The sequence below is a fragment of the Denitratimonas organivorans genome (assembly GCF_037478135.1).
Lineage (GTDB): Bacteria > Pseudomonadota > Gammaproteobacteria > Xanthomonadales > Xanthomonadaceae > Denitratimonas.
Genome location: NZ_JBBHDV010000008.1, coordinates 65388 through 80358 on the forward strand (window position 1 = coordinate 65388; position 14971 = coordinate 80358).

The 14971-nt window shown below is 66.5% G+C and carries 11 protein-coding genes; 6 read left to right on the forward strand and 5 right to left on the reverse strand.

Annotated features, from left to right (window positions below; translation table 11 throughout):
• Positions 1-2: 2 nt before the first annotated feature.
• On the reverse strand, positions 3-1013 hold the full coding sequence (locus tag WDB66_RS09840) for an isocitrate dehydrogenase (RefSeq protein WP_339398394.1): 1011 nt from the start codon (positions 1011-1013) through the stop codon (positions 3-5).
• 143 nt (positions 1014-1156) lie between these two features.
• Here WDB66_RS09840 and WDB66_RS09845 point away from each other — a divergent pair, with 143 nt between their 5' ends.
• Positions 1157-2206: a hypothetical protein gene (locus WDB66_RS09845; protein WP_339398395.1), complete on the forward strand. Its 1050-nt coding sequence runs from the start codon at positions 1157-1159 to the stop codon at positions 2204-2206.
• A 66-nt stretch (positions 2207-2272) separates the two neighbouring features.
• On the opposite strand, the gene grxC is transcribed toward WDB66_RS09845, so the two are convergent.
• A complete protein-coding gene (grxC, locus tag WDB66_RS09850) occupies positions 2273-2536 on the reverse strand; it encodes a glutaredoxin 3 (RefSeq protein ID WP_339398396.1) in 264 nt (87 codons plus the stop codon).
• Positions 2537-2670: 134 nt separating this feature from the next.
• On the opposite strand from grxC, the gene WDB66_RS09855 reads away from it, so the two are divergent.
• Genes WDB66_RS09855 through ppx form a run of 5 tightly spaced genes read left to right on the forward strand, consistent with a single transcriptional unit; the run spans position 2671 to position 10115 of the window.
• A complete protein-coding gene (locus WDB66_RS09855) occupies positions 2671-4338 on the forward strand; it encodes a M48 family metalloprotease (RefSeq protein WP_339398397.1) in 1668 nt (555 codons plus the stop codon).
• 58 nt (positions 4339-4396) lie between these two features.
• Complete coding sequence (gene phoB, locus WDB66_RS09860; protein WP_339398398.1) at positions 4397-5086, forward strand: phosphate regulon transcriptional regulator PhoB; 690 nt, start codon at positions 4397-4399, stop codon at positions 5084-5086.
• Entirely contained in the window at positions 5083-6474 is a 1392-nt protein-coding gene (phoR, locus tag WDB66_RS09865; RefSeq protein ID WP_489670849.1) for a phosphate regulon sensor histidine kinase PhoR, read from the forward strand. Before phoB ends, phoR begins: the two co-directional genes overlap by 4 nt.
• Before the next feature lie 12 nt (positions 6475-6486).
• Positions 6487-8598 (forward strand): polyphosphate kinase 1, encoded by a 2112-nt coding sequence (gene ppk1 / locus WDB66_RS09870; protein WP_339398399.1) that lies wholly within the window; start codon positions 6487-6489, stop codon positions 8596-8598.
• A complete protein-coding gene (gene ppx / locus WDB66_RS09875; RefSeq protein WP_339398400.1) occupies positions 8589-10115 on the forward strand; it encodes an exopolyphosphatase in 1527 nt (508 codons plus the stop codon). The genes ppk1 and ppx overlap by 10 nt, the downstream gene beginning before the upstream one ends.
• Positions 10116-10175: 60 nt before the next feature.
• Here ppx and phbB read toward each other — a convergent pair whose 3' ends face one another.
• From phbB to rbbA, 3 genes are all read right to left on the reverse strand, one after another.
• Positions 10176-10925, reverse strand: coding sequence for an acetoacetyl-CoA reductase (gene phbB, locus WDB66_RS09880; protein ID WP_339398401.1), 750 nt, complete (start codon positions 10923-10925; stop codon positions 10176-10178).
• Between the two features lie 104 nt (positions 10926-11029).
• Positions 11030-12172, reverse strand: a complete 1143-nt coding sequence (locus WDB66_RS09885; RefSeq protein WP_339398402.1) for an ABC transporter permease — start codon at positions 12170-12172, stop codon at positions 11030-11032.
• A gap of 3 nt (positions 12173-12175) precedes the next feature.
• The gene (gene rbbA, locus WDB66_RS09890) at positions 12176-14968 is read right to left on the reverse strand and encodes a ribosome-associated ATPase/putative transporter RbbA (RefSeq protein WP_339398403.1); all 2793 of its coding nucleotides are present in this window, start codon (positions 14966-14968) and stop codon (positions 12176-12178) included.
• Between the last annotated feature and the right edge of the window lie 3 nt (positions 14969-14971).

The following is a 14971-nucleotide window of genomic DNA, read 5'->3' on the forward strand; positions in this document are numbered from 1 at the left end:
CGTCAGGCGGTGACGCGGCGCGCGATCGCGCGGGCAAAGTCCATCGTGGAACCACTGCCGCCCAGATCACGGGTGAGGCTGTCGCGTGCTTCCATCGCCGCCACGATGGCGTGGCGCAGACGCTGGGCGTCCTGCTCCATGTTCAAGTGGCCGAGCATCTGCGCGGCACCCAGCATCAGCGACACCGGATTGGCCAGACCCTGACCGGCGATATCCGGTGCGGTGCCGTGCACGGCTTCGAAGATCGCCGCGTCCTTGCCGATGTTGGCGCCCGGCGCCAGGCCCAGGCCACCGACCAGACCGGCGCACAGGTCGGAAATGATGTCGCCGAACAGGTTGGTGGTGACGATCACGTCGAACTGCTCGGGCCACATCACCAGCTGCATGCAGGTGTTGTCGACGATCATCTCGTTGAACTCGATATCCGGATACTGCGCCGCGACTTCGCGCGCCACGCGCAGGAACAGGCCCGAAGTGGTCTTCAGGATGTTGGCCTTGTGCACCACGGTGACCTTCTTGCGGCCGGCCGAACGGGCCAGTTCGAAGGCATAGCGCACGATGCGCTCGGAGCCCTTGCGGGTGATCTTCTGGGTCAGCGTGGCGACTTCGCCATCGGCCGACAGCGCCTGTCCTTCACCGATATAGGCGCCCTCGGTGTTCTCGCGCACCGTGATGATGTCGATGCCCTGATAGCGCGCCTGGGTGTTGGGGAAGGAAATCGCCGGGCGCACGTTGGCGTACAGGTCGAAGCGGCGGCGCAGCGCGACGTTGATCGAGGAAAAGCCCTCGCCCACCGGCGTGGTCAGCGGGCTCTTGAGCGCCACGCCGAGGCGTTCGATGGTTTCCAGGGTCTTGGCCGGCAGCAGTTCGCCTTCCTTCTCGTAGGCGCCCAGACCGGCTTCGACGAACTCGTAGCCCAGGCCCAGTTCCATCGCATCGAGCACCGACAACGTGGCCTCCATGATCTCCGGGCCGATACCGTCACCCCGGATTACCGCAATCGTTGGCTTCATCGTCACTGGTCCTCGTTTTTTGCTGAATGGGAATGCGAGCCGCCGGAAAAATCCCGGCCACATCAATCAACCATTATCGTCCATGCCGACAGTGCGGTACAGTTGCGGCCATGCGACCTTTGTCGATCCACCTGCTGGCGTTCATGCTTCTGCTGCTCCTGCCGGCGCTGGCGGCCGCATTCGAGCCGGCCCGCATCGTGGTGGTGCCCGACCCTGTCTCCGCCACGCAGCTGCGGCTGGAAGTCAGCGGCATCTGGCCGGACACCTGCACGCCGCAACTGGCCTCGGTTTCCAGCCAGGGCCGCGATGTCCGGCTGCTGGCGGTGCGTGAAAGCGCCGGCTGCCGCAGCACGCCCACACCCTATGCCTTCAGTACGGAGGCGTTCGAACCCCAGCAACTGTTGCCCGGCGAAGGCATCCACCGGGTGCGCCTGCTGATCGAAGATGCCGATGGCTCATCCGGCCGTCTGGCCGGCTTCGCGCTGCTGCAGGACGGCACCCAAACCGCCGCCACGCTGGAAACCGGCTTCTGGTGGGCCGAACAAGGCGGCGAATTCGACGGCGGCCCGGGTCTGGGCCTATCGGTGGAAACCCAGGCCGGGCTGATCAGCCTGAGCGCGATGGGTTACGACGCGGAGGGCCGTTCGGCTTGGTACTTCGGCGCCGGTGAGCTGCACGATGGCATTGCGCGCTTGGAGCTGGGCCAGTTCGAAGGCGGCGCCGGGCCGTTTTCCGGCTATGCCGCGCCCGAATCGATCCGCTTCAGCGGCTGGGTCGATGTCGAAGTGCAGAGCCCCTCGCGCGCGGTGCTGTGGTTCTCACGTGTGGACGCGGGCGGCACCGCGCTGGAACTGAAACCGCTGTCGATCACCCGCTTCAGCTTCGCGCAGAACCCGGGCGAAGCCCTGCTCGGCCACTGGCTGGTGGCCGGCAGCCAGGCCAGCGAGCGCGACAGCCGCTGGCTGCATTTTTCCCGCAGCGAAGAGTTCGAAGGCGGCTTCGTGCTGCACGAAGCCGACGGCCAGGCCAGGCTGCAATGCGACCTGCCCGGTGGGCTGAGTGCCGCCACTCCGTCGATCTGCCGGCTGGAACTGGATGATGGCGATGCCATCGAGTTCTCCGAGATCGGCCTGCGCCGTCTCGCCGGCTGGGATGCGGAATTGCGTCGCACCGTCGCCGTCAGGCTGGACTGACCGCACTGCGCGACAGTAGCGGCGGCCGCAACGCGAACCGCCGCTGGCGACAGCCGGCTCCTGCCCTCATTCCCTCAGCGTGGCCAGCAGCGGGTCCAGCTCACCCTTGCGGTCCAGCGCGACCATGTCGTCGAAGCCGCCCACATGGGTATCGCCCACGAAGATCTGCGGCACCGAGGTGCGCTTGACCCGCTCGAACATCTCGGCGCGCCGCGCAGGATCCTCGTCGATCCGCACTTCCTCGACCTCCACGCCCTTGCGCGCAAGAAACTGCTTGGCCGACACGCAGTACGGGCAGACACGGGTGGTATACATCAGGACCTTGTTCATCAGGACTCCGCAACAACTTGAAGTGGTAAGCAGCAGCCGCCATTGTCCCCGATGTCGGGGTTTACAAGCAGTTAACGCGGGTTTTCCGCCGCCACGCGATGATCGCCCCTCCACCACGGGATTCCTGATCCACGATGAAACGCTGGTTGCTCTGTGTCGCCCTTTCCGCCGCCCTGCCGCTGGCCGTTGCGCAGGACACGGGCACCCTGCCGGACATGGGTTCCTCGGCCGGCGAACTGCTGACCCCCGCGCAGGAACGGGCCTACGGCGGGATGATGGTACGGCAACTGCGCGGCTACGGCATGGTGCTCGATGACCCGCTGCTGGAAGGCTATATCGAGGCCCTGGGCTATCGCCTGGCCTCGCGCAGCGATCAGCCGCGGCAAGCCTTCACCTTTTTCCTGATGCGCTCGCGCCAGGTCAACGCCTTCGCCACGATCGGCGGTTACATCGGCACCAATGCCGGCCTGATCCTGACCGCCGAACGCGAGGACGAAGTGGCTGCGGTGCTGGCGCACGAAATCGCCCATGTCACCCAGCGCCACGTACTGCGTGCGGTGGAACAGGCCCAGCGCGACCAGCTGCCGATCATGCTCGGCATGCTCGGCGCCATCCTGGCAGCCTCGCAGAGCGGCAGCGGCGACGGCATCCAGGCCGCGATCGCTGGCGGCATGTCGCTGATGGCGCAACGCCAGATCAACTACACCCGCTCCAACGAGCACGAAGCCGACCGCCTCGGCATCCAGACCCTGGCGCGCGCCGGCTACGAGCCGGTGGCGATGGCCGATTTCTTTGCCCGCATGGAACGCCAGATGCGCGGCAACACCGGCGGCGCACAACTGCCCGAATACCTGCGCTCGCACCCGGTCACCACCACCCGCATCAGCGAGGCCAAGGCACGCGCCGAGCAGATCGGCAGCACGTGCAGCCCGCTGCAGGATTCGTCCGAAGACACACCCGGCAACCGTTCCGTCGCCCCATGCAGCTCGTCCTTCGCGCTTGCCGCTCCGCGCCGCCAACCCAATCCGCTGCTGCCCGACTACGTCACCGAGGCGATCAGCGATACCACGCTGGCGCCGGAACTGTTCGGCCTGGCGCGCGAACGCCTGCGCGTGCTGACCGCCGCCAGCGCAGCCGAGGCCGCTGCCGAATACCAGCGCCTGCGCAACGCCGATGAAAGCACGTTCACCCCGGCGCAGCGCTACGGCCACGCCCTGGCGCTGAGCCTGGCCGGCCAGAGCCGGCAGGCCGGCAGCGAGTTCGGGCAGCTGGCGCAGGCCTATCCGCAGCTTTACTGGATCGAGTTGGCGCAGGCCGAGAACGAGCACCGCAGCGGCCTGCGCGCGGCCTCGCAGGCACGCTACGAAAAGCTGCTGCGCGAGCGCCCGCACAACACCGCGATCACGCTCAGCTATGCCGCCGCGCTGGCCGAATACGGCAATGTCGAAGCGGCCCGCACCGCGCAGGAACTGTTGCGTCCGCTGCTGGCCGCGCATGGCCATGATCCGGCCTTCCAGCGCACCTTCGCGCGCGCCAGCGAAGTGGCCGGCGACACCGTGCGCGCCGCCGAAGCACACGCCGAAGTGGCCTGGCTCAACGGCCGCGCCGATGATGCCCTGGGCCAGCTGCAACGGCTGAAGAACACGCCGGAACTGGATTTCTACCAGCGCGCGCGGATCGATGCGCGGATCGCCTCGATCATGCCCGACGCGCTTGAACAGCAACGCCAGAACCAGCGCGGCGCCAGCAACCGGCTGGACGCTGAAACCGGCCTGCAAGCACCGGCCTTGCGTCTTCGGTAACACAACGGTAATAAAACTGTCGTCTACTGTGGCATGGCCTGCCGAACCCGAGCGGAACATGCAAAAACGCATTCTCATCGTCGATGACGAACCTGCCATCCGTGACATGGTCGCCTTTGCGCTGCGCAAGGCCGATTACCTGCCGGTGCACGCCGGCGACCAGAAGGAGGCCAGTCTGGCGCTGGCCGAGAAGGTCCCCGACCTGATCCTGCTGGACTGGATGCTGCCCGGCATGAGCGGCATCGATCTGGTGCGGCGCTGGCGGCGCGAAGACCTGACCCGCGATATCCCGATCATCATGCTGACCGCACGCGGCGAAGAAAACGACCGTGTCGCCGGGCTCGAATCGGGCGTGGACGACTATGTCGTCAAGCCGTTTTCGGCACGCGAACTGCTTGCCCGCATCCGTGCCGTGCTGCGGCGCGGCTCGGATGCCGACGAACACGGCAATCTGGTGGTCGGCCCGCTGCGCATCGACGCCGCCGCGCACCGCGTGTTCGCCAACGACACCCCGATCTCGATCGGCCCGACCGAATACCGCCTGCTGCACTTCTTCATGAGCCACACCGATCGCGTCTACAGCCGTTCGCAACTGCTGGACCACGTCTGGGGTGGCAACGTCTATGTCGAAGAGCGCACCGTCGATGTACACATCCGGCGTCTGCGCAAGACTCTGGAGCCGGCCGGACTGGATGGCTTCGTGCAGACCGTGCGCGGCGCCGGCTACCGCTTCTCGCTCAACCAGTGAGCGCCCGCCCGCATAGCCCGCATTCCCCTTCCGCAGCCGCCCCGGCGGCGGCACGACGCATATGGCGCATCTGGCTGCCCGGCGCCATCGTCTGCACGCTGGCCTTTCTGGTCGGCCTGATGATCGGCTACCCGCTGGCGGCGCTGGCCGTGGCCCTGGCCGGCATCGTGATCTGGCAGGCCAGCCAGGCGCGGCGCCTGGAACGTTTCCTGCACGGTGAGCTTTCCCCCGGCGCGCTGCCGCAGCAGGGCACCTTCGGCGAACTGGCGCGGCATCTGGCCGCCCACACCCGCCAGCAACAGCAGCGCGCGATGCGCAGCCATCTGGCCTTGCTGGGTTTCCGCCGCTCGGCGATGGCCTTTCCCGATCCGCTGGTGCTGCTGGACAACGCCGACCACCACGTACGCTGGTTCAATCGCGCCGCCGGCACCCTGCTCGGCCTGCAGCGCCCCGGCGATACCCTGCAACCGCTGCGGGTCTGGCAACACCACCCGGAAATCCAGCCATGGCTGGCCAAGACCGGGCAGGAACCGCTGGAACTGCCTTCACCGGTCAATCCGGAGCGGCGCCTGCTGCTGCGGCTGATCCCGTTTTCCTCGCAGCAGAACCTGCTGGTGGCCGAGGACATCACCCGCCTGACCCGGCTGGAACAGGTGCGGCGTGATTTCGTCGCCAATGTCTCGCACGAATTGCGCACTCCGCTGACCGTGATCCACGGCTATCTGGAACTGCTCTCCGAAGACGACTGCCCGGCACTGGAGCCGATCCTGCCGGAAATGCGCAGCCAGTCGCAGCGCATGACCCGCATCGTCGAAGACCTGCTGACGATCTCGCGACTGGAAGCACAGCAGGGCCTGCCGGAAGAACGCGTGGCTCTGGCACCGATGCTGCTTACGCTGGAACGCGAAGCCCAGGCCCTGAGCCGTGGCCAGCACCAGATCCACTGCGAAGACCGGCTCGGCATGGATCTGCGCGGCTCGGCCGCCTATCTGCACAGCGCGTTTTCGAACCTGGTTTCCAACGCGGTGCGCTACACCCCCAGCGGCGGCCACATCAGTATCCGGCTGGAACACCACGGCGACGGCGTGCGATTGGCGGTCACCGATACCGGCCATGGCATCCCGGATGCACACATCCCACGCCTGGCCGAGCGCTTCTACCGCGTTTCCACCAGCCGCTCGCGCGAACTGGGCGGCACCGGCCTGGGGCTTTCCATCGTCAAGCATGTGCTGCATCTGCACCAGGCGCGCCTGACGATCGAAAGCGCGGTCGGGCGCGGCAGCACCTTCGCCTGCCAGTTCGGCGAGAATCGCCTGCTGCCACGTCTGCCCGGCAACGATGACGGGCAGGCGCCCGACGACGACGGGCACAGCCCCATCCCCGATTGATATGCTGCCCACATGCCACGCCGACCCCGATCCGACCGCGCCTCGCCCGTCCCCGCCACCAACCCGGACACCCTGCACGACCCCGCGCTGTACATAAACCGGGAACTGTCGCAGCTGGAATTCAACTTCCGCGTCATGGCCCAGGCCATGGACGAGAGCGTGCCGCTGCTGGAACGGCTGCGCTATCTGTGCATCTCCTGCACCAATCTGGACGAATTTTTCGAAATCCGCGTGGCCGGCGTGCTGCATATGCAGGAGTTCGGCACCCCGCTGCCGCCGGACGGCATCCCGCCCAGCGCCCTGCTGAAGCTGATCCACGAACGCGCCGGCACCCTGGTCGAGCAGCAGTACCGCTACTGGCGCGAAGTGCTGCGTCCGGCGCTGGCCGATGCAGGCATCCGCATCCTGTCGCCGGAAACCTGGAACGCGCGCCAGAAGCGCTGGCTCAAGCAGCATTTCAACAGCGACATCCTGCCGGTGCTCTCGCCGCTCGGGCTGGATCCGGCGCACCCGTTCCCGCGCATCCTCAACAAGAGCCTGAACGTGGTGGTGGTGCTGCAAGGCAAGGACGCCTTCGGCCGCGCCGGCAAGATGGCGATCGTGCGTGCGCCGCGCTCACTGCCGCGCATCATCCAGCTGCCGCCGAACGTTTCCGGCGGCGAGCATGATTTCGTGCTGCTGTCGGCGGTGCTGTCCAGCTTTGTCGACGAGCTGTTCCCCGGCATGCAGGTCAAGGGCGCCTACCAGTTCCGGGTGACGCGCAATTCGGAACTGCTCGTGGACGAGGACGAGGTCGAAAACATCGCCGACGCGGTGCAGGACGAACTGCGCGGCCGCGGTTTCGCGCGCGCGATGCGGCTGGAGATCGCCGACAGCTGCCCGAAGCCGATCATCAACACCCTGCTGGAGAACTTCGATCTGCCGCCCAATGCGGTCTACCGCATCAACGGCCCGGTCAACCTCAACCGCGTCACCGCGATCTACGATCTGGTCGACCTCCCGGATCTGAAATTCCTGCCGTTCAAGCCGCGCAAGCACCCGGATGTCGAGGAAGAACAGCTGTTCGACACCATCCGCGCCGGCGATGTGCTGCTGCACCATCCGTTCGACTCGTTCAACGCCGTGGTGTCGCTGGTGAAACAGGCCAGCCGCGATCCGGATGTACTGGCGATCAAGCAGACGCTGTACCGCGCCGGCAAGGATTCGGTGCTGGTGCAACACCTGGTCGAGGCCGCGCGCAGCGGCAAGGACGTGACCGTGGTGATCGAACTGCGCGCCCGCTTCGACGAGGAAGCCAATCTGGGGCTGGCCGACCAGTTGCAGGAAGCCGGGGTGCAGGTGGTCTACGGCGTGGTCGGCTACAAGACCCACGCCAAGATGATGCTGATCGTGCGGCGCGAAGGCCGCAAATTGCAGCGCTACGTGCACCTGGGTACCGGCAATTACCACACCGGCACCGCGCGGCTGTACACCGACATCGGCCTGATGACGGCCAACCCGGAGATCGGCGAGGACGTGCACCGCATGTTCCAGCAGCTTTCCGGTCTGGTGCCCTCGTTCAAGCTGTCCTGGCTGCTGCAATCCCCGTTCACGCTGCACGCCGCGCTACTGGCCAAGACCGCGCGCGAAACCGCACTGGCGCGTGAAGGCCGGCCGGCGCGCATCATCGCCAAGATGAATGCACTGAACGAGCCGCAGGTGATGCGGGCCCTGCTGGAAGCCTCGCAGGCCGGCGTGCAGATCGACCTGATCGTGCGCGGTGCCTGTTCGCTGCGCCCGGGTGTGCCGGGTTTTTCCGACAATATCCGGGTGCGCTCGATCGTCGGTCGCTTCCTCGAACACAGCCGGGTCTACTGGTTCGGCAACGACGGCCAGCCGGAAATCTACTGTTCCAGCGCCGACTGGCTGGAGCGCAACCTGCTGCGCCGCATCGAAACCTGCTTCCCGATCCTGGACCCGTCGCTGGCGCAACGCGTCTACGATGAGGAACTGGCCAACTACCTGGCCGACAACACCCAGGCCTGGCAATTGAACAGCGACGGCAGCTACGAACGCATCCAACCCGGCGAGGACCAGATGCCCTATTCGGCCCAGAACGGATTGCTGGCTTCACTATGCCGCTGACTTCCACCAGCCTGCGCGACGGCGAATTGCTGGCCGCGATCGATCTTGGTTCCAACAGTTTCCACATGGTCGTGGCGCGCGCCGTACTGGGCCAGCTGCGCATCATCGACCGGCTGCGCGAAACCGTGCGCATGGCCTCGGGCCTGAACGCCAAGGGCGATCTGGACCCGGCCGCACGCGAGCGCGCGCTGGCCTGTCTTTCACGTTTCGGCGAACGCATCCACACCCTGCCGCCGCATCGGGTGCGTGCAATCGCGACCAATACCGTGCGCCAGCTGCGCAACCCGCAAGCCTTCCTGATTCCGGCCGAAACCGCGCTCGGGCACGGCATCGAAGTGGTGTCAGGGCGCGAGGAAGCGCGCCTGATTTATCTGGGCGTGGCACACGGCATGCCGCCATCGGATGCGCGCCGGCTGGTCATCGACATCGGCGGTGGTTCGACCGAATTCATCATCGGCAGCGGTTTCCAGCCACTGGAGCGCGAAAGCATCCAGATGGGCTGCATCGCCTCGACCCGGCGTTTCTTTCCCGATGGCCGCCTGAACCGCAAGCGCTGGCAGCAGGGACAACTGGAACTGACCCTGCAATTGCAGCAGTTCACCGCTGCCTACCATGCGCTCGGCTGGCGCGAAGTGATCGGCTCCTCCGGCACCGCCAAGGCGATTGCCGAGATGCAGGCCAGCCCGGACCTGCCAGCCGGCACCATCACCGGCGCAGGCCTGGAACAGGCGGTGGATGCACTGCTGAAGTTCAAGCACATCGACGACATCAAGCTGCCCGGCATCTCCAGCGACCGGCGCCCGGTGATCGCCGGCGGCCTGCTGGTGATGGATACCTGCTTCCGCGCCCTGGGCCTGTCACAGATGCGGGTCTGCGAAACCGCGATGCGCGAGGGCGTTCTGTACGACATGCTCGGCCGCACCCAGCAGCGCGACCCGCGCGATGCCGCGATCGCGGCGCTGGTGCTGCGCTACGGCATGGATACCGAACACGCGGCGCGGATCGAACACACCGCGCTGCAGATGTTCGACGAGGTCGCCGAAAGCTGGGAGCTGGACCCGGACGACCGCCTGATGCTGGGCTGGGCCGCGCGCCTGCACGAACTGGGGCTGGCGATCTCGCACAGCCAGCACCAGAAGCACGGCGCCTACGTCATCGCCAATTCCGACATCGACGGTTTCTCGCGCCAGGAACAGGCCGTACTGGCGACCCTGGTGCGCTGCCAGCGGCGCAGCGTTAACCAGAACATGCTCGGCGCCCTGCCCGGCCGCATGGCGCAGGCCGCGCTGCGCAATATCGTGCTGCTGCGCCTGGCGATCCTGCTGCACCGCAGCCACGACCACAATCCGCTGCCACCGATGCGGGTGCAGGCGCACGAGAACAGCATCGAACTCGCGCTGCCGCGCAACTGGCTCGACAACCACGCCCTGATCCAGGCCGACCTGGCCGCCGAGCGTGAAGAACTGGCCGCGATCGGGCTGCAACTGGGCGTGGTGGCACTGGAAGATTCGGTCTGAGCCACCCACATACCGCAACCGGCATTGTCCGCCAGCGCGAACGCAAGCTGATCCCGTGCTTCAGCTCATGTGCTGGCCACCATTCATCGCCACGTTGCTGCCGGTCATATAACCGGCCGGCTCGCTCGCGATGAAGCCCACCAGCGCGGCGATTTCCTCCGGCCGGCCAAGGCGCCCGAGCGGGATCTCCGCCACGATCCGGGCACGGATGTCCTCGGGCATGTCCATCACCAACTGGGTGCCGACATAACCGGGCGAAACCGCATTCACCGTGACACCCTTGCGCGCCACCTCCTGCGCCAGCGCGCGGGTGAAGCCCTGCACCCCGGCCTTGGAAGCCGAATAGTTGGTCTGGCCGAACTGGCCCTTGCTGCCATTGACCGAGGAAATATTGATCACCCGGCCCCAGCCGCGCGTGGTCATGCCGTCGATGAACACCTTGGTGACGTTGAACATCGAATCCAGGTTCACCCGCAGCACCGCATCCCAGTCTTCCCAACTCAGCTTGCGAAAGGTCGCATCGCGGGTGATGCCGGCGTTGTTGACCAGGATATCGACCTGGTGCCTGTCGGCCTCGATACGCTGTGCCATCGTCTGGCAGGAAGCGAAATCACCGACATCCACCTCGTAGGCGGCAAAATCGAACCCGGCCGCAGCCTGCGCCGCAAGCCAACCCAGCACATCGTCATCGGTGGCGGTGCAGGTCACCAGCACGCGGTGGCCGGCAGCGTGCAAGGTGCGCGCGATCGCCTGTCCCAACCCGCCCATGCCGCCGGTCACCAGCGCGGTGCGTATCGTCGAGCCTTGCATCAGCGATCTCCGCCCGAATGGAGAATTGGTGCAACCAGCGTGCAATGGAACATCGGAAAACCTCGAAAAAGAAAACAAACATCGGAAAACATATCGCCCGGCTCTTACGCCATGCCGGCAATGGTGCGGCGAAAGCGCGCCAGCGACAGCGCAAACAGCACCGCACCGATCAGCAGCAGCCACAGGAACGGCCGCCACACCACCTCGATGCCGGCGCCGCGGAACAGGATGGCCTGGCCCAGTTGCACAAAATGCGTGGTCGGTGCCGCCAGCATCAGGTTCTGCACCAGCGCCGGCATCGATTCACGCGGCGTGCTGCCGCCGGACAGCATCTGCAGCGGCATGATGGTCGGCATCATCAGCATCGCGAACTGCGGCATGTTGCGCGCGATGGTGGCCATGAAAATACCCATCGATGTGGTCGCGAACAGGCACAGCGCAGCACCGGCCAGGAATAACGGCAGCGAACCGGCCACCGGCACCTGCAGCACGCCCTGCACCACGATGCCGAGCGACAGCGCCGCCGCCAGCAGCACCACCAGACTCATCGACCAGACCTTGGCCAGCATGATCTGCGCCGGCGTCACCGGCATCACCAGCAGGTGTTCGATCGTGCCGCGCTCGCGCTCGCGGATCAGCGCCGCGCCAGCCAGGATGATCGACAACATCGTGATGTAGTTGATGACCTGCACCAGCGCCCCGAACCAGGCCGGCTCCAGCGCCGGATTGAAACGCGCACGCAGCGCCAGCTCCACCGGCAGCACCGTGGCCACGCGCTGGCGCTGGGCGAATTCGCTGACCTCGGCCATCACGATCTGCTGCAGATAACCGCTGCCAACGAAGGCCTGGCTCATCCGCGTGGCATCGACATTGAGCTGTATCTGCGGTGCACGCCCGGCCAGTACATCGCGCTGGAAACCCTGCGGAATCACCAGCACGAAGGTATGCAGGCCGGCGTCCATGTCCGGATCCATCTGCGCCCATCCGATCAGCTGCGGCGGGCTGAAATGCGGCGGATACAGCGCCTCGGCGATGCGTCGGGACAAGGGCGAACGGTCCTCGTCGACAATCGCCACCGGCGCGTTGCTGAGCGTTTCCGGCATCGCGGTGGCTGCGGTGTAGACACCGACGCTGAACACGTAGGCGATCAGCACCAGCATCGCCGGATCGCGCCACAGGCTCCATAGCTCCTTGACCCCGAGGCGCCAGGTGTTGGCAATGAATCCGCTGCGGAAACGTGCACCCACGGCTCAGCGCTCCTGCTTGCGCAACAGCGCGATCGCCGCGCCGGTGATCAGCGGCGCGGCGATCAGCAGCAGCAGCAGCGAATGCCGCAGATCGGAAAAATGCAGCGCCTTGTTGAAAGCGCCACGGCTCACATCGATCATGTGCGTGGCCGGGTAGACCTCGCCGATCCAGCGCGCCGCGCCCTGCAGCGAGGACACCGGATCGATCAATCCGGAGAACAGCGTGGCCGGGATCATCGTGCCGATCATCGCGAAGAACATCGCCGCGATCTGGCTGCGAGTCGCGGCCGAGGCCAGCAGGCCCAGGCCGGTGGCGCAGACGCTGTAGACCAGCGCGGCCAGCACCAGCGTCAGGAAACTGCCCTTCACCGGCACCCCGAACAGGGTCACCGCCAGCAGCGCCATCAGTGCGAAGTTCAGCATCGCCAGCGCCACGTAGGGCAGTTGCTTGCCGAGCAAAAATTCGCTGCGCGTGACCGGCGTGACATACAGATTGGTGATCGAGCCGGTTTCCTTTTCCCGTACCACCGCCAGCGCGGTCAGCATCGCCGGCAGCATCAGCAACAACAACGGCAGCACCGCCGGCACCATCGCCGGCAGGCTGCGCACGTCCGGGTTGTAGCGGAAACGGGTCTGGATATCTGCCAGGCCGGTCGGCGCTGCGCCCAGCCGCAGCGCGGCCTGTTCGGTCAGCCAGTGCAGGTGGATGCCCTGCACATAGCCCTGCACGGTTTCAGCCCGCTGCGGCATCGCGCCATCGATCCAGGCACCGATCTGCACCTGCCCGCCGCGCAACACGTCGCGCGCGAAACCGGGCGGGATTTCCAGCGCCAGACTCAGCTCGCCGCTGCGCATGCGCCGGTCCAGATCTTCGTAATCGACCAGCGGCGCACGCTCGATGAAATAGCGTGAACCCGACAGGCTCTGCGCATACTGGCGGCTGAGCTGGGTCTGGTCGCGGTCGAGCACGGCGAAATGCAGATCTTCGACATCCATGCTGATGCCGAAACCGATCACTAACATCAGGATCGCCGAGCCGGCCAGCGCCAGCGTGGCGCGCACCGGATCGCGTTGCAGTTCCAGCGTCTCGCGCCACAGATAGGCGAACAGGCGTTGCAGGCTGAAGGCATGTCGCGGCGCTCGCGCCGGCTGCGGATCGGCCGCTGGTACGGCGGACTCTGGCGGCCCGTCGCACCGCACATCGGATTGCACTTTCGCAGCGGGTGCGGCGGCTGCGGGTGGTTCAATAACCTCGCCGCTGGCCTCCAGCAGATAGCCCATGAAGGCCTCTTCAAGCGAGGCCGCGCCGCGCTTTTCCACCAGCGCCGCCGGCGTATCGCTGTCCAGCACGCGGCCGGCGTGCATCATCGACATGCGGTCGCAGCGCTGCGCCTCGTTCATGAAATGGGTGGAAATGAAGATCGTCACCCGGTCGCGCCGCGACAGTTCCACCAGCAGGCGCCAGAACGCATCGCGCGCCACCGGGTCCACGCCCGAAGTCGGCTCGTCCAGGATCAGCAGTTCCGGCGCGTGCACCATCGCCACCGCCAGCGACAGCCGCTGACGCTGCCCCAGCGGCAGGCTCGCCGGCAGGCTGTCCATCTGCTGTTGCAGGCCGAAACGCACCGCCATTTCCTGCACCCGCGCCGCAATCTGCGCCGCCGGCACCTCGAACAGGCGCGCGTGCAGTTCCAGGTTCTGGCGCACCGTCAGCTCGCCGTAGAGCGAGAACGACTGCGACATGTAGCCCACGCGGCGGCGGGTCGCGATATCGCGCGGATCGACCTCGTGTCCGAACAACCAGGCGCGCCCTTCGCTGGCCGGCAGCAGCCCGGTCAGCATCTTCATCGTGGTGGTCTTGCCGCAGCCGTTGGAACCCAGGAAACCGAAGATCTCGCCACGCCGGATGCGGAAACTGACCCTGTCGACCGCGACGAAATCGCCGAAGCGCATGGTCAGCTCGCGCGCCTCGATCGCGATGTCGTCCTCGTCGACCTGCAACGGCGGGATCGTCACCGCCGCGTGGTCGCGGGTCTTTTCCTGCGGCAGCAGCGCGATGAAGGCCGCTTCCAGCGAATCGGTGGCGGTGCGTTCGAGCAATTCATCCGGCGTGCCGCTGGCCAACACCCGGCCCGCATCCATCGCGATCAGCCAATCAAAGCCCTGCGCCTCGTCCATGTAGGCGGTCGCCACGATCACGCTCATCTGCGGGCGCTGGCGGCGGATACCGGCGATCAGTTGCCAGAACTGGGCGCGTGCCAGCGGATCCACGCCGGTGGTCGGCTCATCCAGGATCAGCAGGTCCGGATCGTGGATCAGCGCGCAGCACAGCCCGAGCTTCTGCTTCATGCCGCCGGAGAGCTTTCCCGCCGGCCGCGCCAGGAACGGATGCAGGCCGGTAGCGCGGGTCAGTGCGTCGATACGGCGGCGGCGCTCGGCCGCGTCGTGCCCGAACAGGCGCGCGAAGAATTGCAGGTTCTCCTCCACGCTCAGGGTCGGATACAGATTGCGTCCCAAGCCCTGCGGCATGTAGGCGATGCGCGGTCCGACCCGCTCGCGGTGCCGGCTGCGCCGCATGTCGCCGCCGAGCACGTCGACCTGGCCTTCCTGCAAGCGGCGCGCTCCGGCGATCAGCGCCAGCAGGCTGGATTTGCCGACCCCATCCGGACCGATCAGGCCGACCATGCAACCGGCGGGAATATCCTGATCGATGCCACCCAGTGCCAGCACCCTGCGATAGCGCAGGCGCAGCTCACGCAGACGCACGACCGGCGGCGGAGCCTGCCGCGTGGACACCGG